This is a genomic window from Myceligenerans cantabricum (assembly GCF_054777735.1).
Genome location: NZ_BAAHAJ010000009.1, coordinates 301,643 through 322,437 on the forward strand (window position 1 = coordinate 301,643; position 20,795 = coordinate 322,437).

The 20,795-nt window shown below is 73.3% G+C and carries 21 protein-coding genes; 16 read left to right on the forward strand and 5 right to left on the reverse strand.

The genetic code is table 11. The annotated features are described in order from the left end of the window. Positions 1 to 49: 49 nt before the first annotated feature. The 7 genes from mltG (ACYU96_RS10515) (at position 50) to aroB (ending at position 7,341) form a co-directional block, all read left to right on the forward strand. Positions 50 to 1,198, forward strand: coding sequence for an endolytic transglycosylase MltG (gene mltG, locus ACYU96_RS10515; RefSeq protein ID WP_460752703.1), 1,149 nt, complete (start codon positions 50 to 52; stop codon positions 1,196 to 1,198). Positions 1,199 to 1,526: 328 nt separating this feature from the next. Then, entirely contained in the window at positions 1,527 to 2,570 is a 1,044-nt protein-coding gene (gene mltG, locus ACYU96_RS10520; protein WP_460752706.1) for an endolytic transglycosylase MltG, read from the forward strand. 29 nt (positions 2,571 to 2,599) lie between these two features. Next, entirely contained in the window at positions 2,600 to 3,427 is an 828-nt protein-coding gene (locus tag ACYU96_RS10525; RefSeq protein WP_460752708.1) for a phosphoribosylaminoimidazolesuccinocarboxamide synthase, read from the forward strand. Then, on the forward strand, positions 3,424 to 4,380 hold the full coding sequence (locus ACYU96_RS10530) for a shikimate dehydrogenase (RefSeq protein ID WP_460752711.1): 957 nt from the start codon (positions 3,424 to 3,426) through the stop codon (positions 4,378 to 4,380). Before ACYU96_RS10525 ends, ACYU96_RS10530 begins: the two co-directional genes overlap by 4 nt. Next, positions 4,365 to 5,594 (forward strand): chorismate synthase, encoded by a 1,230-nt coding sequence (gene aroC / locus ACYU96_RS10535; protein ID WP_460752713.1) that lies wholly within the window; start codon positions 4,365 to 4,367, stop codon positions 5,592 to 5,594. The genes ACYU96_RS10530 and aroC overlap by 16 nt, the downstream gene beginning before the upstream one ends. Then, entirely contained in the window at positions 5,591 to 6,205 is a 615-nt protein-coding gene (locus ACYU96_RS10540) for a shikimate kinase (protein WP_460752716.1), read from the forward strand. The genes aroC and ACYU96_RS10540 overlap by 4 nt, the downstream gene beginning before the upstream one ends. Next, positions 6,202 to 7,341, forward strand: coding sequence for a 3-dehydroquinate synthase (aroB, locus tag ACYU96_RS10545; protein ID WP_460752718.1), 1,140 nt, complete (start codon positions 6,202 to 6,204; stop codon positions 7,339 to 7,341). The genes ACYU96_RS10540 and aroB overlap by 4 nt, the downstream gene beginning before the upstream one ends. Before the next feature lie 32 nt (positions 7,342 to 7,373). On the opposite strand, the gene ACYU96_RS10550 is transcribed toward aroB, so the two are convergent. The 3 genes from ACYU96_RS10550 to ACYU96_RS10560 form a co-directional block, all read right to left on the reverse strand. Next, complete coding sequence (locus ACYU96_RS10550) at positions 7,374 to 8,207, reverse strand: glycerophosphodiester phosphodiesterase family protein (protein ID WP_460752721.1); 834 nt, start codon at positions 8,205 to 8,207, stop codon at positions 7,374 to 7,376. Continuing rightward, positions 8,204 to 9,190, reverse strand: a complete 987-nt coding sequence (locus ACYU96_RS10555; protein WP_460752724.1) for an alpha/beta hydrolase — start codon at positions 9,188 to 9,190, stop codon at positions 8,204 to 8,206. The genes ACYU96_RS10550 and ACYU96_RS10555 overlap by 4 nt, the downstream gene beginning before the upstream one ends. A gap of 135 nt (positions 9,191 to 9,325) precedes the next feature. Next, entirely contained in the window at positions 9,326 to 10,246 is a 921-nt protein-coding gene (locus ACYU96_RS10560) for an endo alpha-1,4 polygalactosaminidase (protein ID WP_460752727.1), read from the reverse strand. Between the two features lie 151 nt (positions 10,247 to 10,397). Between ACYU96_RS10560 and ACYU96_RS10565 the strand changes: the two genes are divergently transcribed. From ACYU96_RS10565 to ACYU96_RS10580, 4 genes are all read left to right on the forward strand, one after another. Continuing rightward, positions 10,398 to 11,522 (forward strand): M15 family metallopeptidase, encoded by a 1,125-nt coding sequence (locus tag ACYU96_RS10565; RefSeq protein WP_460752730.1) that lies wholly within the window; start codon positions 10,398 to 10,400, stop codon positions 11,520 to 11,522. A gap of 16 nt (positions 11,523 to 11,538) precedes the next feature. Next, positions 11,539 to 12,864: an alpha-hydroxy-acid oxidizing protein gene (locus ACYU96_RS10570; RefSeq protein ID WP_460752733.1), complete on the forward strand. Its 1,326-nt coding sequence runs from the start codon at positions 11,539 to 11,541 to the stop codon at positions 12,862 to 12,864. Positions 12,865 to 12,909: 45 nt separating this feature from the next. Further along, on the forward strand, positions 12,910 to 14,289 hold the full coding sequence (locus ACYU96_RS10575; RefSeq protein ID WP_460752736.1) for an MFS transporter: 1,380 nt from the start codon (positions 12,910 to 12,912) through the stop codon (positions 14,287 to 14,289). A gap of 130 nt (positions 14,290 to 14,419) precedes the next feature. After that, complete coding sequence (locus tag ACYU96_RS10580) at positions 14,420 to 16,573, forward strand: serine/threonine-protein kinase (RefSeq protein ID WP_460752740.1); 2,154 nt, start codon at positions 14,420 to 14,422, stop codon at positions 16,571 to 16,573. 16 nt (positions 16,574 to 16,589) lie between these two features. On the opposite strand, the gene ACYU96_RS10585 is transcribed toward ACYU96_RS10580, so the two are convergent. Beyond that, entirely contained in the window at positions 16,590 to 17,096 is a 507-nt protein-coding gene (locus ACYU96_RS10585; RefSeq protein WP_460752743.1) for a low molecular weight protein-tyrosine-phosphatase, read from the reverse strand. Between the two features lie 239 nt (positions 17,097 to 17,335). On the opposite strand from ACYU96_RS10585, the gene ACYU96_RS10590 reads away from it, so the two are divergent. Continuing rightward, complete coding sequence (locus ACYU96_RS10590) at positions 17,336 to 17,779, forward strand: type II 3-dehydroquinate dehydratase (protein WP_460752746.1); 444 nt, start codon at positions 17,336 to 17,338, stop codon at positions 17,777 to 17,779. A gap of 16 nt (positions 17,780 to 17,795) precedes the next feature. On the opposite strand, the gene ACYU96_RS10595 is transcribed toward ACYU96_RS10590, so the two are convergent. Next, positions 17,796 to 18,254 (reverse strand): Pycsar system effector family protein, encoded by a 459-nt coding sequence (locus ACYU96_RS10595; protein ID WP_460752749.1) that lies wholly within the window; start codon positions 18,252 to 18,254, stop codon positions 17,796 to 17,798. Positions 18,255 to 18,437: 183 nt separating this feature from the next. Here ACYU96_RS10595 and ACYU96_RS10600 point away from each other — a divergent pair, with 183 nt between their 5' ends. The 4 genes from ACYU96_RS10600 to nusB all read left to right on the forward strand — a co-directional run bounded on the left by ACYU96_RS10600 (position 18,438) and on the right by nusB (position 20,761). Beyond that, on the forward strand, positions 18,438 to 19,076 hold the full coding sequence (locus ACYU96_RS10600) for a hypothetical protein (protein WP_460752752.1): 639 nt from the start codon (positions 18,438 to 18,440) through the stop codon (positions 19,074 to 19,076). Then, positions 19,073 to 19,582 carry a hypothetical protein gene (locus ACYU96_RS10605; protein ID WP_460752755.1) on the forward strand — a complete coding sequence of 170 codons (510 nt, stop codon included), beginning with the start codon at positions 19,073 to 19,075 and terminating at the stop codon, positions 19,580 to 19,582. The genes ACYU96_RS10600 and ACYU96_RS10605 overlap by 4 nt, the downstream gene beginning before the upstream one ends. Before the next feature lie 199 nt (positions 19,583 to 19,781). Next, positions 19,782 to 20,345, forward strand: coding sequence for an elongation factor P (gene efp, locus ACYU96_RS10610; RefSeq protein ID WP_460752758.1), 564 nt, complete (start codon positions 19,782 to 19,784; stop codon positions 20,343 to 20,345). Next, positions 20,345 to 20,761, forward strand: a complete 417-nt coding sequence (gene nusB, locus ACYU96_RS10615) for a transcription antitermination factor NusB (protein ID WP_460752761.1) — start codon at positions 20,345 to 20,347, stop codon at positions 20,759 to 20,761. Before efp ends, nusB begins: the two co-directional genes overlap by 1 nt. The last annotated feature ends 34 nt before the right edge of the window (positions 20,762 to 20,795 follow it).

Genomic DNA, 20,795 nt, shown 5'->3' on the forward strand with positions numbered 1-20,795 from the left:
CGCCTGTGCGCCCCCGGCACCCAGCCCCCAGAAGTGAAGGATCGACGAGGTGACGGACCTGTTCACTGCGCCCCTTGAAGCTCAGGGGCGCCCGCCGGCCAGCACTCAGCGACCCCGCCGCAGGGGCCGGGACGACCGCCGCCGCAAGCGGCGCCGCCGCCGTCAGGGGCGGTCGTTCGTCGTGCTGCTCGTGTGCCTCGGCCTCGTGGGCGGGGCGGGCTACCTGCTGTGGGGCCAGCGCGACACGCTGCTCTCCTTCGACAACCCGATCGCCGCCAAGGACTACCCCGGCCCGGGCACGGACCCCGTGGAGGTCGAGATCCTCGACGGGTCGACCGGCTTCGACATGGCCGAGGTCCTCCACGAGGCCGGCGTCGTGGCCAGCAAGGACGCCTTCACCAAGGCGTTCGAGGAGAACCCCGACGCCTCCGGGATCCGGCCCGGAACCCGCGACATGCTGACCGAGATGAAGGCGACCGACGCCGTCGCGCTCCTGGCCAAGAACGAGATGGCGCACCTCGAGGTGACCATTCCCGAGGGCTTCACCGTCGCCCAGACGGTCGAGCGACTCGCGTCCGTCTCCGGCATCCCCGTCGCGGACTTCGAGCGGGCGCTGGACCGGCCCCGGTCCATCGGCCTGCCGAAGCAGGCCGGGGGGAGCGCCGAGGGCTGGCTCCGCCCGCACACCTACACGGTCGACCCGGCCGAGGAGACGGCCGCCGAGGTCCTGGAGCGGATGGTGCGGAACACCGTCTCCGAGCTCGACGCCCAGGACGTGCCCGCCGGTCAGCGTCAGGACGTCCTGATCAAGGCCTCCCTCGTCGAGCGCGAGGCGCTGCTGGACGGGGACCGCCCGAAGGTCGCCCGGGCGATCGAGAACCGGCTCGAGGACGACATGCAGCTCCAGATCGACTCCTCCCTCGCGTTCGGCCTGGACAAGCCCGGCACGGCGCTGACGAACGACGACAAGGACGCCGACACGCCGTACAACCTGGAGCGGCACGTCGGCCTGCCCCCCACCCCGATCGCGAGCCCCAGCAGCGCCTCGATCGACGCCGTCCTGCACCCCGAGCCGGGCACCTGGAAGTTCTGGGTCACCGTGAACCTGGACACGGGGGAGACGAAGTTCTCCGAGACGTACGCTCAGCACCAGGAGTACGTGGCCGAGCTCCGTGAGTGGCAGGCCGCCCAGGACTGAGCGTGTCGTGCGCGGCCGGCGGGCCCGGGCCGACGGCCGCTGCGGCGCCGCGGCCTGGGTCTTCGCTGCCTTCCGGCGGTCCGGGGCCGGTTGCGGCCGCGCCCCGCCGACCTGATATAACCGTCTCGCCGCGGCGCGATCCTTGCGCCGCGGCGAGAGAGCACAGCACGAGAGACGGGTGAACCGCGCGCCGATGGCTGACGTGTCGAACGAAGGACCGCCGCGCCACTGGGCCGGGACGGGCAGAGGCCGCAGGAGCGGCGGGGCACGCACGTCGCGGGGCGGCCGCAGCGGCCGGGGCGACCGCCGCGGAGGGCAGAGCGGCGCGATGCGCGCGGTGGTGTTCGCCGTCGTGGGGCTGCTGGTCGTGGTCGCCGGCCTGGGTGCCTGGACCTGGAAGAACGACGGCTACCTGTTCGGCTGGGAGACCCCGCTCGCGGCCGAGGACTACGACGGGCCCGGCGGCGAGGAGCTCCCCGTCGAGATCCCCGAGGGTGCCAACGGCTCGATCATCGGGGAGCTGCTCGTCGCCAACGACGTCGTCGCCTCCTACGACGCCTTCAAGCACGCCTTCGACGAGAACCCGGACGCGCCCTCCATCCAGCCGGGCACCCACACGCTGCGCACGCGGATGGCCGCCGCGGACGCCGTGTCCGCGCTCGCGGCCAACTCGGTCGCCCGCGGCGGGCTCACCGTCCCGGAAGGCCTGACGGCGGCCCAGGTCCGCGACCGGATGATCGAGGCGGGCTGGCCGAAGAAGGCGACCCAGAAGGCGTTCTCGAACCTCGCCTCGCAGCTCCCGGAGCAGGCGGAGGGCAACGGCGAGGGCTGGCTGTTCCCGCAGACGTACGAGGTCGGTCCGGACAAGACGGAGCCGGCCGACGTCGTCGCGACGATGATCCAGATGACGGTCTCCCAGCTCGAGGACGCGGGCGTGCCGCCGGCCCGGTGGGAGGAGATCCTCACGCGGGCGTCCCTCATCGAGCGGGAGGCGCTGCGCCCGGAGGACCGGCCCAAGATGTCGGGCGTCATCCAGCGGCGGCTGGACGAGAACTGGTCGCTCGGCATCGACGCCGCCGTGCTGTACGGGACGGGGCGCACCAGCGGCGCCCTGACCCGCTCCGAGCTCGACGACGCCACCAACCCGTACAACCTGCGCATCCACAAGGGCCTGCCGCCCACCCCCATCTCGAACCCGGGCCGCGCGTCCATCGACGCGGCGCTGCACCCGGCGGACGGCGACGAGATGTACTGGGTCACGGTGGACCACGCCACCGGGCAGACGAAGTTCGCGACCACCGACGCCGAGTTCCAGGAGCTGGTCGCCGAGCTGCGGCAGTGGGAGGCCGAGCACCCGGACTGGAGCGAGTGAGCGGGCCTGCGTTGACGTAGCCTTTCGCCGTGGAACTGATTCGCCAGGGCAAGGTACGCGAGGTGTACGCGGACGGGCAGGACGTGATCCTGGTCGCCTCCGACCGGATGTCGGTGTACGACGTCGTGCTCCCGACGCCGATCCCCGACAAGGGCGCGATCCTCACGCAGCTGTCGCTGTGGTGGTTCCGCCAGCTCGCGGACCTCGTGCCGAACCACGTCGTCAGCGAGGACGTGCCGGCCCGGTGGAAGGGCCGGGCGATCCGCTGCCGGCGGCTCGACATCGTGCCGGTGGAGTGCATCGCGCGCGGCTACCTCGCCGGCCTGGGGCTGCGCTCCTACCAGGAGTCGGGCAGCGTGTCCGGCGTCACGCTCCCGCCCGGCCTCGTGGAGGCGGACCGCCTGCCGCAGCCCGTGTTCACCCCGTCGACCAAGGCCGACGACGGCCACGACGAGTACATCCCGTACGAGACGGTCGTCGAGACCACCGGGGCCGCCACGGCGGAACGGCTGCGCGACCTGACCCTGCGCATCTACGCCCGCGGCTCCGAGATCGCCCGTGAGCGCGGCGTCGTCATCGCCGACACGAAGCTGGAGTTCGGGCACGACGCCGACGGCGTCCTCACCCTGGCCGACGAGGTGCTCACCCCCGACTCCTCGCGCTTCTGGAAGGCCTCCGAGCACGAGCCCGGCCGGGCGCAGTGGTCGTACGACAAGCAGTACGTGCGCGACTGGTCCGGGACCACCGGCTGGGACCGTACCGCGCCGGGCCCCGAGATCCCCGCCGACGTCGTCGACCAGGCCCGTCGGCGGTACGTCGAGATCTACGAGACCCTCACCGGCGAGGCGTGGACGTGAGCGCGCGCCGCGCCGCCGTCCTCGGGCACCCGGTCGCCCACTCCCTGTCCCCGGCCCTGCACACCGCCGCCTACCGAGCCCTCGGCCTCGACGGCTGGGAGTACGGCCGCCACGACGTCACCGAGGACGGCCTCGAGGGCTTCCTGCGCGGCCTCGACCGGAGCTGGGCCGGCCTGTCCCTGACCATGCCCCTCAAGCACCGCGCGCTCGCGCTCGTGGACCATGTCGACCCGCCGGCCGCCGCGGTCGGCGCGGTGAACACGATCCTCGTCTCCCCGGCGGGCCCCGGCGACGCCGTCAGCCTCACCGGCGCCAACACCGACGTCCACGGGCTCGTCCAGGCGCTGCGCGAAGGGCTGCGGGACCGGGAGGCCGCCGAAAAAAGCCGGGGTGGTTCCGCGACGTCCGCCGCCGTGCCGTCCGCGGTCGTGCTCGGCGGGGGAGCGACCGCCGCCTCCGCCCTGGCCGCGCTCGCCGAGCTGGGCTGCACCTCCCCGCGCGTCCTGGTGCGCTCCCTGGGGCGCGTCGAGGAGCTGAACGCCGCGATCGCCCGCACGGGCGTCACCCCCGACCTCGTCGAGGCCGACCTGACCGGCGCCGACGGGGAGGCCGCGCGGATGCTCGCGGCGGCCGACGTCGTCGTCTCCACGCTGCCGCCCCGCGCCGCGGACCCCCTCGCGGCGACCCTGGCCGGCGCCGCCGGCCCGGAGGGCGTCGGCGGTGTCCTCCTCGACGTCGCCTACGACCCCCGCCCCACCGCCCTGCACACCGCCTGGGCCGCCGCCGGCGGCACCCCCGTGCCCGGCGAGCGCATGCTGCTGCACCAGGCCGTCGAGCAGCTGCGCCTCATGACCGGGCACCACGGCTCGACCGCCGGCGTGCTCGCCGCCATGGACGCGGCACTCACGACCGCGCTCGACGTGTCAGGATTGGGCGCATGCTGCGCTGGTTGACCTCGGGAGAGTCGCACGGACCTGCCCTGGTGGGGGTGATGGAAGGCCTGCCGGCCGGTGTCGCTCTCACGGGGGACGACATCCGTGCCGCACTGGCGCGTCGGCGCCTCGGCTACGGGCGCGGGTCCCGGCAGAAGTTCGAGCAGGACGAGCTGCGGATCCTGGGCGGCCTGCGCCACGGGATCACGCAGGGCGGCCCGCTCGCCGTCGAGATCGGCAACTCCGAGTGGCCGCGGTGGACCGAGGTGATGTCCGCCGACCCGGTGCCCCGCGAGGCCCTGCTGAAGGACGCCGGCACGGGTGACGAGAAGGAGATCGCCCGCAACCGGCCCCTGACCCGCCCGCGGCCCGGCCACGCCGACCTCGTCGGCATGCGCAAGTACGCGTTCGACGACGCCCGCCCCGTCCTGGAGCGGGCCAGCGCCCGCGAGACCGCGATGCGCGTCGCGCTCGGCACGGCGGCCGCCCGGTTCCTCGAGCAGGCCCTCGGCGTGCGGCTCGTCTCGCACGTCGTCGCGATCGGGACGGTCGAGGTGCCCGAGGACGCGCCCGTGCCCGGCCCCGACGACGTCGCCGCCCTCGACGCCGACCCGGTGCGCTGCCACCACGCCGCCACCTCCGCGCTCATGGTCGAGGAGATCGACCTGGCCAAGGCCGACGGCGACACCCTCGGTGGCGTCGTCGAGGTCGTCGCGCACGGCGTCCCCTCCGGGCTCGGCACCTACGTGCAGGGCGACCGCCGCCTCGACGCGCGCCTCGCCGCCGCGCTCATGGGCATCCAGGCCATCAAGGGCGTCGAGGTCGGCGACGGCTTCCGCACCGCCCGCCGCCGCGGCACCGCTGCCCACGACGCCATCCTGCCCGGGTCCGGCACCGGGCCGGGCGACGGCCTCGTCCGCGACACGAACCGCGCCGGCGGCGTCGAGGGCGGCATGTCCAACGGCGAGGCCGTGCGGGTGCGCGCCGCCATGAAACCCATCTCCACCGTCCCGCGTGCCCTGCCCACGGTCGACGTCGCCACCGGCGAGCCCGTCACCGCCCACCACCAGCGCTCGGACGTGTGCGCGGTGCCGCCCGCCGCCGTCGTCGCCGAGGCCATGGTCGCCCTCGTCCTCGCGGAGGCCGCGATCGAGAAGTTCGGCGGGGACTCCCTGTCCGAGACCCGGCGCAACGCCGAGGCCTACCTGGCCGCGATCCCGGAGACCCTGCGGTGAGCGGGACCACCACGCCCGGTCCGGTCCTCGTCCTGATCGGCCCGCCCGGCTCCGGCAAGTCCAAGCTCGGCCGCATCCTCGCGCACGGGCTCGGCCTGGACGTGCGCGACACCGACCACGACATCGAGGAGCGGGCGGGCAAGCCCGTCCCCGAGATCTTCGTGGACGACGGCGAGCCCGCGTTCCGCGCCCTGGAGCGCGAGGCCGTCGCCGCCGCGCTCGCGGGCCACGACGGCGTCCTGTCCCTCGGCGGCGGCTCGGTGATGGACGAGGCCACCGAGGAGGCGCTCACCGCGTACGCCGAACGGGGCGGCCGCGTCGTCTTTCTCGACGTGACGCTCGCCGTCGCGGCGCCGCGCGTCGGCATGAACCGTGCCCGGCCGCTGCTGCTCGGCAACCCGCGCCAGCGCTGGCAGGCCCTCATGGACGCGCGGCGCCCCACCTACGAGCGGCTCGCCACCCTGCGGATCGAGTCCACGGAGCGTCCCGCCCCGGAGGCGGCCGCCGACGTCCTGGCCGGTCTCGGGCTGGAGCCCGTCGCCGAGCTGCGGGACCCCAAGCACCTGGAGGACGACGCGCCCGGCGCGTGGACGGAGGACGGACAGCAGTGACCACCACTCGTGTCACGGTCCCGGGGGACCGGCCGTACGACGTCGTCGTCGGGCACCACCTGCTCGGCGAGCTGCCCGCGATGATCGGACGCGACGCCCGCCGCGTCCTGGTGATGCACCCCGCGTCGCTGGAGGCGACGGGCGAGGCGATCCGCGAGGACCTGGCCGCGCAGGGCTACGAGGCGTTCGTCGTCGAGCTGCCGGACGCCGAGGAGCAGAAGACCGCGCAGGTCGCGGCGTTCTGCTGGGGGGTCCTGGGGCAGGCGGACTTCACGCGGTCCGACGCGATCGTGTCCGTGGGCGGCGGCGCGACGACGGACCTGGCCGGGTTCGTCGCCGCGACCTGGCTGCGTGGCATCCGTGTCGTGCACGTGCCGACCACGCTGCTCGCGATGGTCGATGCCGCGGTCGGCGGCAAGACGGGCATCAACACCTCCGAGGGGAAGAACCTGGTCGGGGCGTTCCACCCGCCTGCCGGGGTGCTGTGCGACCTGGCGTCCCTCGCGTCGCTGGACCGGTGGGACCTCGTGGCGGGCCTGGCGGAGGTCGTCAAGACGGGCTTCATCGCCGACGAGGAGATCCTCCGGCTCGTCGAGCGGCACCACGCCGAGCTCAAGGGCTGGCAGGGGGCCGACGCGTCGCAGGAGACCTGGGACGTGCTCGCCGAGCTCGTCACCCGGTCCGTGCGCGTCAAGGCCGACGTCGTGGGCCAGGACCTCAAGGAGGCCGGCCTGCGGGAGATCCTCAACTACGGGCACACGTTCGGCCACGCCGTGGAGCTCGCCGAGCGCTACCAGTGGCGGCACGGTGCCGCGGTGGCCGTGGGCATGGTGTTCGCCGCCGAGCTCGCGCGGCTCGCCGGCAAGCTGGACGACGCCGTCGTGGACCGCCACCGCGAGATCCTCACCGCGCTCGGGCTGCCGACGTCGTACCGCGGGGACCGGTGGGACGACCTGCTCGCCGCCATGCGCCGCGACAAGAAGTCCCGCGGCGACATGCTGCGGTTCGTGGTGCTGCACGACGTCGCCCGGCCGGCACGGCTGGAGGGGCCGGACCCGACCATCCTGGCCGCCGCGCACGCCGAGGTGTCGAAGGAACCGCCGACGGGGCGCGAGACGCAGGTGTCGCTGGGCTGAGCGGGCACGGCGGCACCCGCCGCACACGTCCCTCAGGCCCACAGCCCCCGGGCGGTGAGCACGTCCCTGAGGACGTCGGCGCGGTCGGTGACGATGCCGTCCACGCCGAGGTCGACGAGGCGGTGCATCTCGTCGGCGTCGTCGACCGTCCACACGTGGACCTGCCGCCCGGCGCGGTGGGCGGCGCGCACGGTGGCGGCGTCCACGACCGTGAGCCGTCCCCCGAGCGGGACGCGCTGGGCCACGGGGACCTGGAGCGCGCCGACGTCGCGCAGGGCGCGGCGGGCCAGCGGCGCGAGGCGCGCGCGGGTCGCGGCCAGGAAGCGGGCGACCTCGCCGGTGCCGGCCGACGTCGCCACCGGGCGGGACAGGCGTGCGAGGGTGGCGCGGCGCCGGGCGGGGGAGAAGGAGGTGAGGCAGACGCGGTCGTGGGCGGCGGTGCGCTCGACCGCGTCGGCCACGGCGGCGACGCCGGAGGCGGCCTTGACATCGATGTTCACGCGCAGGCCCGGCCACGTGCCCAGGAGCTCGTCGAGCCGTGGCACGGGCTCGATGCCGCCGATGCGGGCGGTGCGCACGACGCTCCAGGGCAGCTCGGCGACGAGCCCGGCGGCGTCGGTGGTGCGGTCGAGGGACGCGTCGTGCAGGGCGACGGCGACGCCGTCGGAGGTGCCGTGGGCGTCCGTCTCGACGTAGGAGTACCCGAGGTCGACGGCGGCCGCGAACGCGGCCAGGGAGTTCTCGAGCCCGTTGTCGACGCCGCCGGGCCGCGCGAAGCCGCGGTGGGCGAGCGCGGCGAAGCCGTTCGGCGCGTCGAGGTAGCCGCCCGCGGGGGAGCGGCCGTCGTCGGCCTCGTCGTCGGTCACAGGCGTTCCTCGAGCCACGCGAACATCTTGCCGAGGTACTCGGTGCGTGGCCCGTCGGCGGACAGCGCGAGGTCGTGCACGCCGCCGGGCACGACGAGCGGGGTGACGTCGGCACCGAGCCGGCGGGAGCGGCGGGCGATCTGGTCGACGTCGAGCACGGTGTCCTGCGCGTCCAGCAGCGGGTTGTCGGGCCGGTCCGGCCCGGACGAGCCGGAGCGGGCCACGAGCACCGGGACGGAGATCTTGAGCCCGTTGGCGACCTGCATCTGGACCCGCCGCACGGCGCGCATCCACAGGGCGAGCGAGGGCTGCCCCTCGGGTTTCTTGAGCCGGGTGTCGAACTCCCAGCGGCCGCCGTTCGCGGCCAGGAGATGGGCGGCGTACACGCTCGGCCCGTTCGTGACGACCCGGTGCGGGCTCGCGGGTGCGGCGATGCGCAGCAGCCAGGTGCCGACGGTGCGGTCGAGCAGGGAGCTCGGCAGGTCGAGGAACGGGCTGTTCAGCACGAGGAGGTCGGGGCCGAGGTAGGAGCCGTCGGGGAGGGTGGCGCGCCGGGCGTGGGCCCACAGGGCCGCGGTGAGGCCGCCGGTGGAGTGGGCGTGCACCACGAGGGGGAGGCCGGGGCGCAGGCCGCGCACGGCGCGGGCGGCCTCGTCGATGTCGGCCGCCTGCTCGCGCAGGTCGCCGACGAAGTGCGGCACCTGGTCCGGGCGCAGGGACCGGCCGGCGGCGCGCAGGTCGACGGCGTGGAAGGCGTAGCCGGCGCGGGTGAAGGCGCGGGCGAGGTGCTCCTGGAAGAAGTAGTCGTTGTAGCCGTGCACGTGCAGGACGGCGGCGTGCGGCGGGACCGTCGTGTCGTGCGGCACGTGGCGCACGAGGGTCGCCGGGCCGAGCTTGCTCTGCTCGAACGGCTCGCCCAGCAGCGTGTCGGGCTGCCAGCGCAGTGGGACCTGCGACGACGCGGACGGCTGTGGTTCGGGCACGGATGGATGATAGCCCGCCGGGGCCGGGGTGCGGAGGAAAATTGCCGCCGGCGGCGACGTCCCGGAGCGTCTCGCCGCCGACGGCGTCCACCCGGCCCCGGCCGGGCTCCGGCGACCGGGTGCTACGACCGGCTGTCACGACCCGGCCGCGCACCGTTCCAGGGCGTGGTCCGGGTCGCCGGGGCCGACCAGGTCCCGGTCCCGCAGGACCGTCAGCGGGGCGCGGTCCGGGTCGTCGCACAGCGCGTCGAACGGCACGGGCAGGTGGTCGGTGTACTCGACCTGCAGCACGTGGTCGCCGTACGCCTCGCGGTACACGCCGCACTCGCTGTAGTCCGTCCCCGGGTCCTCGTCCCGCGCGTCGGCGCTCACGGCGCCGCACTCCTCGGCCACCGCGAAGTCGAACCCGAGACCGGCCCCGTCGCCCTCCAGCTCGGCCGTGTTCTTCTGCGCGACGGCGAGCCCCGCCTCGTGCGCGACCTCCGCGTAGGCGGCGGCGAGGGCGAGCGCGCCGGCCCGCTCCACGAGCCCGGTGGCCGGGTCGTCGTACCGCGTGAACGTGTCCAGGTTGTCGATCTCCACCGCGTCGAACCCGTCGTCGGCGCACCCGGTGATCACCGGCCCGAGGACCGCGACGATCCCGTCGCGCCGCTGCTGCGTTGACGGGTCGAGCACGAACTCGTCCGGCCAGTCGGGGTCGATCACCAGGCGGCCGTCCGCGTCGTGCAGCAGCAGGTCCTCGTTCCGGCCGGTCCACAGGTCTGCCTCGCCGGGCTGGGTCTGGAACCCGTTGACGTAGCACACGTTGTAGGCACCCGGCAGCGGATCCGCGGTGGCGTCCCGCACCACGACGTCCAGCCCGCCGTCCGGCACGTACGCCGCGCCGAGCTGGTAGTCGAAGCTGCCGCCGGTCGGGGGCAGCGCCGCCGGGGTCCCGGTCTCGACCGGGGTCTCGGCCGTGCTCCGCGCGGCCGTCTCGGCGGTGGTCGCCGCGCCGGCGGGGGAGCACCCGGTGAGCGCGAGGACGGTGATCAGTGCCAGAGAGGTTCGTGACATGCTGCCCACCGTAGAGGGGGATCCACCCGCCGGCCGTGAGGGGAATGCACAGACGTCGCGTGCACGCGACGTCCGCCCGACACCGCCGGCCAGACAATTCACCCCGCCGGGATTGTCGCCGCCGGTGGCTCGTGCCGTAGGTTCTGACGCTGTGACCGAGACGGCCTTCCCACCCCCAGCCGCCGCCCCGACGCCCTTCCCGGAGCCGGCGTCCGCGAAGAAGCCCAGGAGACGACGGGGCCGCACCAACTTCGTGATCGTCTCGCTGCTCGCGTTCCTGCTGGCCGTGACCTTCGGGGGCGCCTACTGGTACCTGGAGCGGGAGGCCGCAGACCTCGTCACGCAGGCGGAGTCCGCCCGCACCCTGCTGGACCAGTCCGAGGGCCGCGTCGCCGAGCCCGCCACCCGCGACGCCCTCGCGCAGCAGCTCGCCACCGCCGACGACGTCCTGGCCGGCGTACCGTTCCTGGGCCGACTCCCCGGCCAGGCCTCGGAGGCCACCGACGCGCTGATCGCCGGCTCGGACGTCGTGTGGTCCTCGATGGTGCAGCGTGCCCGGAGCGACGTCGCCGCCGGCCGCGAACGGCTCGGCGCCAGCCTCACCCGCGCCGGGAAGGTCTACACCGCCACCGACGGGCTCGGCGCCGACGAGCTGACCCGCTCCGCCCTCCAGGGCACCGTGGACTCCGCCGAGGTCACCCAGACCCGCACCGGCGACGACCGCCTCGCCGACGCCGGCCTGGCCGAGCTCGAGCAGGCCGTCGACGACCTCGGCTCCCGTCAGGCCGAGCTGACCTCCGCCACCGACACCATGCTCGCCGCCCAGGACGAGATCTCCTGCCCCGCCGCCGACCAGCTGTGGACCCCCGAGAGCGGCCGCCTCCCCGACCAGCGGCTCGCCCCCATCCCCTGGGACACCGGATACCGGGTCCGCGCCGACGTCCTCGACTCCCTCGTCGCGCTCAACACCGCCTACCGCACCGCGTTCGGCACCGACCTCACCATCAACTCCGCCTACCGCACCCTCGACGACCAGACCGGGCTCTACGACCCGAGCTCACCCATCGCCGCCGCCCCCGGCTGCTCCACCCACGGCCTCGGCGTCGCCGTCGACCTCGGCGGCGGCATCCAGACCTTCGGCAGCGCCCAGTACACGTGGATGAAGGCCAACGCCGCCGCCCACGGCTGGGTCCACCCCCGCTGGGCCGAACCCAACGGCCGCGTCCCCGAGGCCTGGCACTGGCAGTCCGAGAAGTCCCCCCAGGAAACCCTCTGAGCGAGGAAGCCCGCACATGAAGAACATCGGCCGGACAGTGCAGTCCGGCATCTACCGCGCAGGCGCCTACGGCCACCGCCCCGTCGTGCCCACCTCACCCGACCGGCTCGAGGCCGCCGCCCGCCAGGCCATGACCCGCCGCGGCGCCGCCTACATCGCCGACGGCGCCGGCGACCAGCGCACCGCCGCCGCCAACCGCGCCGCCTTCACCCGGCACCGCATCCTGCCCCGCCAGCTCACCGGCACCGCCGAGCGCGACCTCACCACCACCCTCCTCGGCCGCGACCTGCCCGCACCCCTGCTCTACGCCCCCGTCGGCGCCCTCGAGCTCGCCGTCCAGCACCGCCACGGCCGAGCAGGCACCCCCGCCGGCGCCGAACCCGAGCTCGCCCGCGCCGCCGCCCGCACCGGTCTGCCCGTCATCATCTCCACCCAGGCCTCCACCCCCATGGAGAGCACCGCCGCCACCCTCGGCGACACCCCCCGCTGGTACCAGCTCTACTGGCCCCGCTCCGCCGCCCTCGCCGAGTCCCTCGTCCGCCGCGCCGAGCACATCGGCGCCGAAGCCATCGTCCTGACCACCGACACCAGCACCCTCGGCTGGCGCACCCGCGACCTCGACCTCGGCAACCTCCCCTTCGCCCGCGGCGAAGGCCTCGCCCAGTACCTCACCGACCCCGCGTTCCAGGAGCTCGCCACCGCACGCGCGGCACACCCGCCACCGCCGCCCTCCGCCACCGACGGCACCCCCGGCCCACGCCCCACCCTCCGCGCCCTGGCCACCCTCCTGGCCCTGCGCCGCCACCACGCCACCCGCACCCACGTCGACACCTTCCTCGACACCTTCTCCGACCCCACCCTCACCTGGACCGACCTCGCCCGCCTCCGCGACCTCACCGACCTGCCCATCCTCGTCAAAGGCATCCAGACCCCCGACGACGCCACCGCCGCCCTCGACCACGGCGCAGCAGGCATCATCGTCTCCAACCACGGCGGACGACAGCTCGACAACGCCGTCGCCTCCCTCGACACCCTCCCCGCCATCGCCCACGCCACCCGCACCCACACCCCCGGCACCCCCGTCCTGTTCGACTCCGGCATCCGCACCGGCGCCGACGCCTTCGTCGCCCTCGCCCTCGGCGCCGACGCCGTCCTCCTCGGCCGCCCCTGGGTCTACGGCCTCGCCCTCGCCGGGGCCGACGGCGTCCACGCCGTCACCCAGCACGTCCTCGCCGAGCTCGAGATCACCATGGCGCTCGCGGGCACCGCACGGACCACCGACATCGGACCGCACCACCTCGCCGGGACGACACCGGCCGCACACCCGCCACCAGACGCCTGACGTGCGTTACCGTCCGTTCATCCGAGACCAGGAGAGTTCCGTCCCATGAGCGAGAACGCCGCCCCCACGACGGGGCTCGAGCGGCAGGCCGACACCGAGATCCCCCGCAAGCGCGTCCTGGCCTGGGCCCTGTGGGACTGGGGGACGCAGCCCTTCAACACGGTGATCCTCACCTTCGTCTTCACCGCCCTCTACCTCACCACCGAGTCCTTCCTCGCCCCCGAGATCATCCAGGCCGGGCAGGGGAGCCCCGCCTACGAGCGCGGCCTCGCCGACCTCACCAGCGGCCTCGGCCTCTGGACCACGCTCGCCGGCGTCCTCATCGCCGTCCTCGCCCCCGTCCTCGGGCAGCGCGCCGACGCCTCCGGCCGCCGCAAGGCATGGCTCGCCGGCGGCACCGTCGGGCTCGTCGCCTGCACGGCCGCCCTCTGGTTCGTCGAGGCCGACCCCCGCTACTTCGTCCTCGGCGCCCTCCTGATCGGGCTCGGCAGCGTCTTCGGCGAGATCGCGGGCGTCAACTACAACGCCATGATCGTCAGCGTCTCCACGCCCCGCACCGTCGGCAAGGTCTCCGGCCTCGGCTGGGGCCTCGGCTACGTCGGCGGCATCCTCGCCCTGGTCCTCGTCGTCGTCGCCGACAGCCTCGACTGGTGGGGGCTGCCCACCGACAACGGCCTGCCGTTCCGCCTCATCGCCCTCGGGTCGGCCGTCTGGGCGCTCGCGTTCGTGTGGCAGCTCTTCGTGTACGTGCCCGAGCCCCCGGCACGCCCGGACCGGCCGCGGGTCGGGTTCCTGGGCAGCTACATGGTGCTGTTCCGGGACGTGGGAGGACTCTGGCGCACGTCCCGGCCGACGTTCTGGTTCCTGCTGGCCAGCGCCGTCTACCGGGACGGGCTGGCGGGCGTCTTCGCGTTCGGGGCCATCATCGGGAAGGTGAGCTTCGGGTTCAGCAGCCAGGAGGTGATCGTGTTCGGGATCGCCGCGAACCTGGTGGCGGGCGTGAGCACGATGCTCGCCGGCCGCGCCGACGACCGGTTCGGCCCGCGCCTGGTGATCCTCTGGGCGCTGGGCGTCATCGTCGGTGCGGGCCTGTTCGTCGTCCTCGCGCGCGACGGCGGCCCGATCGTGTACTGGATCGGTGGGATGGTCCTGTCGGCCTGCGTGGGCCCGGCGCAGGCCGCGTCGCGCTCCTTCCTGGCGCGCGTGACGCCGGCGGGCAAGGAGTCGGAGATCTTCGGCCTGTACGCCACCACGGGGCGGGCGGCGTCCTTCATGGCCCCCGGGCTGTGGACCGTCATGATCGGGCTGACAGGAGCCACGATCTGGGGGACCCTCGGAATCGTGGCGGTCGTGCTCGCCGGGCTGATCCTCATGCTCTTCGTCAAGGCCCCGTCGGATTTCACCGGGCACGCCGCGCACCAGTAGCATCAGCCCCGGTCGAGCGGGCGTCCTGCCTGCTGAGAGCCGCAGGAAAGACCGGAAGAGAGCCGTAGCACGTGCCGTAGCAACCGCCGGCGGCCGCCGCCGAGATCCGCATGTGAGGGGGAATCACAGCGTGTCGACCGCAGCGAGCCCGGACGCGCCCGGAGCCGCGACGTTCACGTCGCTGCGTCCGGACGATCCCCGGCACCTCGGGCCGTACCGGCTGCTCGGCGTACTCGGCTCGGGCGGCATGGGCACGGTGTACCTGGGCCGGACCCCGGACGGGGAGACGGTCGCCGTCAAGGTGGTCCGCCTCGACCTGACCGGCGAGCAGGAGTTCCGTGAGCGGTTCGCGCGCGAGGTCGACGCCGCGCGCCGGGTGGACGGCAGCCACACCGCCGAGCTGGTCTACGCCGACCCGCACGGCCGTCTGCCCTGGATGGCGACGGCGTTCGTGCTGGGGCCGTCGCTGCGTGAGGCCATCAACGAGGGCGGCCCGCTGGACGTCGGCACGCTGCGGGCGCTGGGCCTCGGGCTGGCCGAAGGGCTCACCACGATCCACGCGGCCGGTCTCGTGCACCGCGACCTGAAGCCGGGCAACGTGCTGCTGACCAGCGGCGGCGCGCGCATCATCGACTTCGGTATCGCCCGGGCGCTGGAGGCCACCGCGATCACGTCCGTCAGCCAGGTGCTGGGCACGGCGTCGTACATGTCGCCCGAGCAGGTGCGCGGCTTCGAGGCGGGCCCGGCGTCCGACGTCTTCTCCTTCGGCTGCCTCCTGGTCTACGCCGCGACCGGCGTCGCCCCGTTCGGCACCGGGCACGCGGAGTCCGTCGCGTACCGCGTGGTGCACACCGAGCCCGACCTGGACGGCGTCCCGTCCGAGCTGCTCGTGCTGGTCAAGGACTGCCTCGCGAAGGAGCCGTCCGCGCGGCCCACGCCGCAGGAGATCGTCGCGCGGATCACCAGCCGCACGTCGCGGCCCGTGACCTGGCAGACCACCCCGGCGCTGAACACCATGATCGCGGCACGGGCGAAGGCGGTCCGCTCCCTGGAGGCCCAGGTCGACGCCGAGCCGACGGTACCGATGCGGCCGCTGACCGACGACGCGACGGCGCCGTCGCCGGTCACGTCGTCCCGCACGGCGTCGGGCACGACGTCGGTGCCGGTGCGGCACGGGCCGCTCAAGGTCGTCGCGGCGGCGCTCGCCGGCATCCTGCTCCCGGTGGGCGCGTGGATGCTGTACGACCGCCTCGCCCATCCGGCGGGCACGCCCTTCGTGGCGGACGGCTGGTACACCATGGAGGGCGAGCCGCTGGACGGGGACCCGTCGCCCGCCCACTTCGTCGAGATCGTGATCACCAGCGAGGATCCGGGCGAGCAGGTGCTCGTCGGGTACGCGGCGACGGTGATCACGGGGGAGCCGCCGTCCGGGGCGTCCGACGACGGCGGCCCGCAGAGCGTGGACACGACGCGGGTCGGCAACGAGGAGGGCTTCCTCGTGGAGACGCCGTGGCGCGGCAAGATCCCCATCGACGAGAGCGTGCTCGCGGTCGGCGCGACCGGCAGCGGCGCCGAGGGGGACGTGAGCTGCAGCATCTCGGTCGACGTCGAGACGGTGGTGACGTCCACCTCGCCGGGGACGGCGTCGTGCGTCACGCCGTTCGACGGGGACGGCGCCCTCGGGGAGAACATCAAGGCGTCGGGCCTGACCCCGCCCTCGCCCTCGTCGACGTCTCTGACGGCGTTCCCGACCGACCCGACGACGTCGCACCCCGCGGACGACGACCGGACGGGCGGGGAGGAGGGCACGGTCGGCGAGGACGACGTCTCCGTCGGAGGGACGGGCACCGCCGACGAGGAGGACGGTTCCACCGCGGACGACGGTGCGGCGGACGACCCGGCGGACGACGACGAGACGGACGAGAGCACCGGCGATGACGCCGAGGACCCGGACGACGAGACGGACGACCAGACGGACTCCGGCAGCAACGCGAACGAGAACGCGAACGAGAACGCGGGCAGCGGGAACAACAACAGCGGCGGGAACGGCAACGGCAACAACGGGAACGGGAACAACGGCAACAACGGGAACGGCAAGGGCCGGCGCGGCGACGGGAACGGGAGGCGCCGCGCCGGACGTCCGCCGCGGGAGCGCCCGTCCGTGGTCCAGCCCCGTGCGACGGACCGCCCGCCCGGACCGCGGTGCCGGCCCGGGCACCCTGCCGACGAGGCCGGGACGTCCGTGGCGGCATCCGGCCGAAAAAGTGTGCCTGGCGGGGTGTGACGACCTGGCGGAGGTATCACCCCTGGCCGCGCTCCGCCGCGCGGCGCGCCAGGTGCGCCGCGACGTGCGAGACGACGCCGTCGGCTGCGGCCTCGATCTGGTCGAGGCACTCCTCGAAGTCGGCCGGGCCGCCGTACCAGGGGTCGGCGATGTCGAGCAGCCGGTTGGCCAGGCCGGCCGCGGCGGGGTCGAAGGAGCGGTAGAGGCGCACCTCGGCGCCGGAGTCGAGGGCGCGCAGGCGGCGTGCGTGCTGGCTCGTCATGGCGAGGACCAGGTCGCGGGAGCCGACGTCGTCGCGGGTGACCTGCCGCGCGACGTGCCCGTCGCCGGCCGGGTGGCCGCGCCGGGCGAGCGCCGCGGCGGCCCGCGGGTCGATCGTGTTGCCGTGCTCCTCGTCGCTCACGCCGGTCGAGTCGACGACGGCGTCGAGCCCTGCGGCCGCGAGCCGGTGGCGGAGCACGACCTCGGCCATGGGGGAGCGGCAGATGTTCCCGGTGCAGACTGTCATCACGGAATAGGTCACACGGGTATTGTCGCGGACGGCGTCGCCGCGGAGCGTCTGGTCGCCGCCCGCGGCCGGACCGCGGCGCCCAGCATCCGCACGAGCTGCTCGCCGTCGACGCCCCACTTCTCCTCGGCCAGGTGGCCGCTGAGCCCCAGCCCGGCGATGCCGTGCGCGCTCGCGCCATCCGCCCTGAATAAAAGTGTGCCAAGCAGAGGGAAACACCGCGCTACCCTGGGACGTCACCTACCCTCGAATCCATGACGCGAGCGCTCATCCTCAACGGACCCAACCTCGGCCGGCTCGGCGTGCGGGAGCCGGAGATCTACGGACACGCCACGCTGGCAGACCTCGAGAAGGCGGCGAGGGAGTGGGGCGACGCCCTGGACCTCGACGTCGAGGTGCGCCAGACCGACGACGAGGCGACGATCATCGGGTGGCTGCACGAGGCCGTCGACACCCGCTCCCACGTCGTCCTCAACCCGGCGGCGTTCACGCACTACAGCTATGGCATGCGCGACGCCGCGGCCCAGATCACCGACGCCGGTCTCACCCTGGTGGAGGTCCACCTGTCGAACCCGGCGACCCGGGAGTCGTTCCGTCACCTCTCGGTGGTCGCCGCCGTCGCCACGGGTACGATCGCGGGCTTCGGCTTCCAGGGCTACCGGCTCGCCCTGGAGGCGGTGGCGTCACGCGTCGCCTGAGCGGTGCGGCTCCGCGTCACCCGAGCAGGCTCGCAGCGCTCACGAAGATCCCTGCCGTGGCGGCGGACGCCATCGCCCGACGGACGTTCAGGAACTTACGCACCACGACGTGAGACAGACGCCAGAGCTGATGGCGGGTACGTTCCTGGAGCGGGACGGCCGACCGGTCCAGCGCGGCCTCGATCTCGGGAAGCGTGTCGAACTGCGCTACGTGACCCCAGTACCTGATCCCGTCCGTCACGTCGGACTGGCGATAGCGCGGCCAGACGGCAGATCCGGCGAAGTAGGCGGCGATTGCTCCGGCTCCCATGCCGGCCCACCAGGTGCACCGGGCCCAGAGCGGAAGGTCGGACGGACGCCACGTCCCTTCGACCAGGCCCGAGAGGACGACGCCCAGCCCGATACCGAGAACCGCGAGAATCACGGAGGCCTTCTGGTCGGCGGACACTACTTCGTCGCGAGCCTCCTGCAGCATGATCGCTTCGACATCGACGGATGGTTCGTCGGTTCGGTCGTCATCGTCGACGTTCCGCAGTCTGGTGCGACGGCGTAGTCTCTCGCCGGGGAGCATTCGTCTCCGATCTAGTTCCCAGCCTTGATCTGGCAAACTCCAGGCTCTGTTGCGTATCGGCAACAGTACAGGTGAGACACTGGACGTGTGTACGTCCTGACGGTGGATCAACGGGGGAGCACGCGAGACGGTGACCGCGTGCCCCGGGTGCTGCCGCTCGTCGCGCAGGTCGTCCGAGGTCGCAATGGGGTTGTGCTCGATTTCGCACGCACGGTCGGGGACGAGATCCAGGGGGTTCTGGACGACGCCGCGCTGGTAGTCGACGTCGCGCTCGCACTGCTGCGCGATCAGGGCTGGAGCGTCGGTATCGGGGTGGGCGCCGTCGACGAGCCGCTGCCCGTCGAGTCGCGTGAGGCTTCCGGTGACGCGTTCGTGCGAGCTCGTGCTGCCGTCGAGGGCGCCAAGGCCCGGCCGAAGGGAAGCTCCGTCGCGGTCGACGGCAAGGGGGCTTCTGCCGGCGAGGTGGAAGCGCTGCTGAGGCTTCTCGGCGCGATCCGCTCGAAGAGGACTTCCGCCGGGTGGGAGGTCACCGATACGCTCGCGTCGCTGCTGGCAGAGGGCAAGCCCGCCGCACAGAAGGATGCGGCGGCGGTGCTGGGCATCAGTGAGCAGGCGGTGAGCCAGCGGGTACGCACCGCGCTGTGGCACGAGGAACAGGCTGTGCTGCCGGTCGTGGTGCGCCTGCTGACGGTACTCGACGAAGATGCGACGGAAGGCGACGGGTGACCTGGGAGACAGCGGCCGGGATGGCGCTCTGGCAGTGGTTCGCGGTGGCAGGGGTCTGGTTGGTGGTCCTCGGGCTGAGCACCGTCGTCGGGTCCTGGGTGGTCAACCTGGTGCTGCGCCAGGCTTCGAAGGGCGACCTGCCGTGGTCGAAGCACGATCCCATCCTCATCGCCCAGTCGGTACCGCTCGGCGACCGCAAGGAAGCCTCGAAGCGGTCTGCGGCGACCGGGACGATGGATCCGACCGCGATCAGTGTCCTGCGCGGTGGTGCCTGGATGGGGCTCCTCGAACGGCTCGCCATCACAGGGACGCTCCTCCTTGGCTACCCGACGGGTATCGCGCTGGTCATCGCGATCAAGGGCCTCGGGCGATATGCGGAGCTCCGCGCACAACCTCTCGCGTCCGAGCGGTTCGTGATCGGCACCCTGGCTTCGCTCCTCTGGGCCTCGGCCTGCGGATTTGTCGGCGCCGGTGTGATCGCCGTCGTCCTGGGGCCGCTTGGCTGAGCCCCGTGGGCAAGGGAGCCAGGGCCCTGAGCCCGACGGTGCGGTCAGACGGTCGGCAAGATCCGGTCACGCGCTCGCCCGACGTCGATGTGAGCGCGCTGCCTGGTCGCCGTTAGACTGAGGCGCTGCTCCCCGAACTTCCCGGCCGCGTCGTCCGTCGTCGTGCCCGGCCCATCACCCGAACTACAGGAAGACGAACGTGGCAACCTCGAACGACATCAAGAACGGCACCGTGCTCCGCATCGACGGTCAGCTCTGGACGATCATCGAGTTCCAGCACGTCAAGCCGGGCAAGGGTGGCGCGTTCGTCCGTACCAAGATGAAGAACGTGCTGTCCGGCAAGGTCGTCGACAAGACGTTCAACGCGGGTACCAAGGTCGAGACCGCCAACGTGGATCGTCGCGACTACCAGTACCTGTACATGGACGGTACGGACTACGTGTTCATGGACAACGACACGTACGACCAGATCATGATCACCCCCGCGACGATCGGCGACGCGAAGGACTTCATGCTCGAGGGCATGCAGGTCATGGTCGCCACGAACGAGGGCCAGCCGCTGTACCTCGAGCTGCCGCAGTCGGTGGTCATGGAGATCACCTACACGGAGCCGGGCCTGCAGGGCGACCGCTCCACCGGCGGCACGAAGCCCGCCACGCTGCAGACCGGCGCCGAGATCCAGGTCCCGCTGTTCCTGGAGCAGGGCACGAAGGTCAAGGTCGACACCCGCACCCGCGACTACCTGGGACGCGTCAACGACTGATGGGTGCCCGGACCAAGGCGCGCAAGCGCGCCGCCGACATCCTCTTCGAGGCCGAGCAGCGGGACATCGACCCCGTGAAGCTGGTCGCGGACCGCATCGTCACCCCGCACACCGAGGCTCCCGTGCCGCAGTACACCGTCGAGATCGTCGAGGGCGTGATGGACCACCTCGACCGGATCGACGAGGTGCTCGAGACGTACTCGCACGGCTGGACGCTGGAGCGGATGCCCGCCGTCGACCGCGCACTGCTGCGGATCGGCGTGTGGGAGGTGCTGTTCAACGACGACGTGCCGGACGCCGTGGCCGTGGACGAGGCCGTCGAGCTCGTCGCCAGCCTGTCCACCGACGAGTCGCCCGCGTTCGTGAACGGCCTGCTCGGACGGATCAAGGACATGAAGCCGAGCCTGCTCGCCTGAGCCCACCAGCGCGCCGTCGTCGTAGGGCGGTGTG

Excerpts from the sequence above, each read along its gene's own strand:
- mltG (WP_460752706.1), top strand. The coding sequence starts at position 1,527 with ATGCGCGCGGTGGTGTTCGCCGTCGTGGGGCTGCTGGTCGTGGTCGCC.
- ACYU96_RS10590 (WP_460752746.1), top strand. The coding sequence starts at position 17,336 with ATGACGCGAGCGCTCATCCTCAACGGACCCAACCTCGGCCGGCTCGGC.
- ACYU96_RS10570 (WP_460752733.1), top strand. The coding sequence starts at position 11,539 with ATGAAGAACATCGGCCGGACAGTGCAGTCCGGCATCTACCGCGCAGGC.
- ACYU96_RS10595 (WP_460752749.1), bottom strand. The coding sequence starts at position 18,254 with ATGCTGCAGGAGGCTCGCGACGAAGTAGTGTCCGCCGACCAGAAGGCC.
- ACYU96_RS10575 (WP_460752736.1), top strand. The coding sequence starts at position 12,910 with ATGAGCGAGAACGCCGCCCCCACGACGGGGCTCGAGCGGCAGGCCGAC.
- aroC (WP_460752713.1), top strand. The coding sequence starts at position 4,365 with ATGCTGCGCTGGTTGACCTCGGGAGAGTCGCACGGACCTGCCCTGGTG.
- ACYU96_RS10560 (WP_460752727.1), bottom strand. The coding sequence starts at position 10,246 with ATGTCACGAACCTCTCTGGCACTGATCACCGTCCTCGCGCTCACCGGG.
- nusB (WP_460752761.1), top strand. The coding sequence starts at position 20,345 with ATGGGTGCCCGGACCAAGGCGCGCAAGCGCGCCGCCGACATCCTCTTC.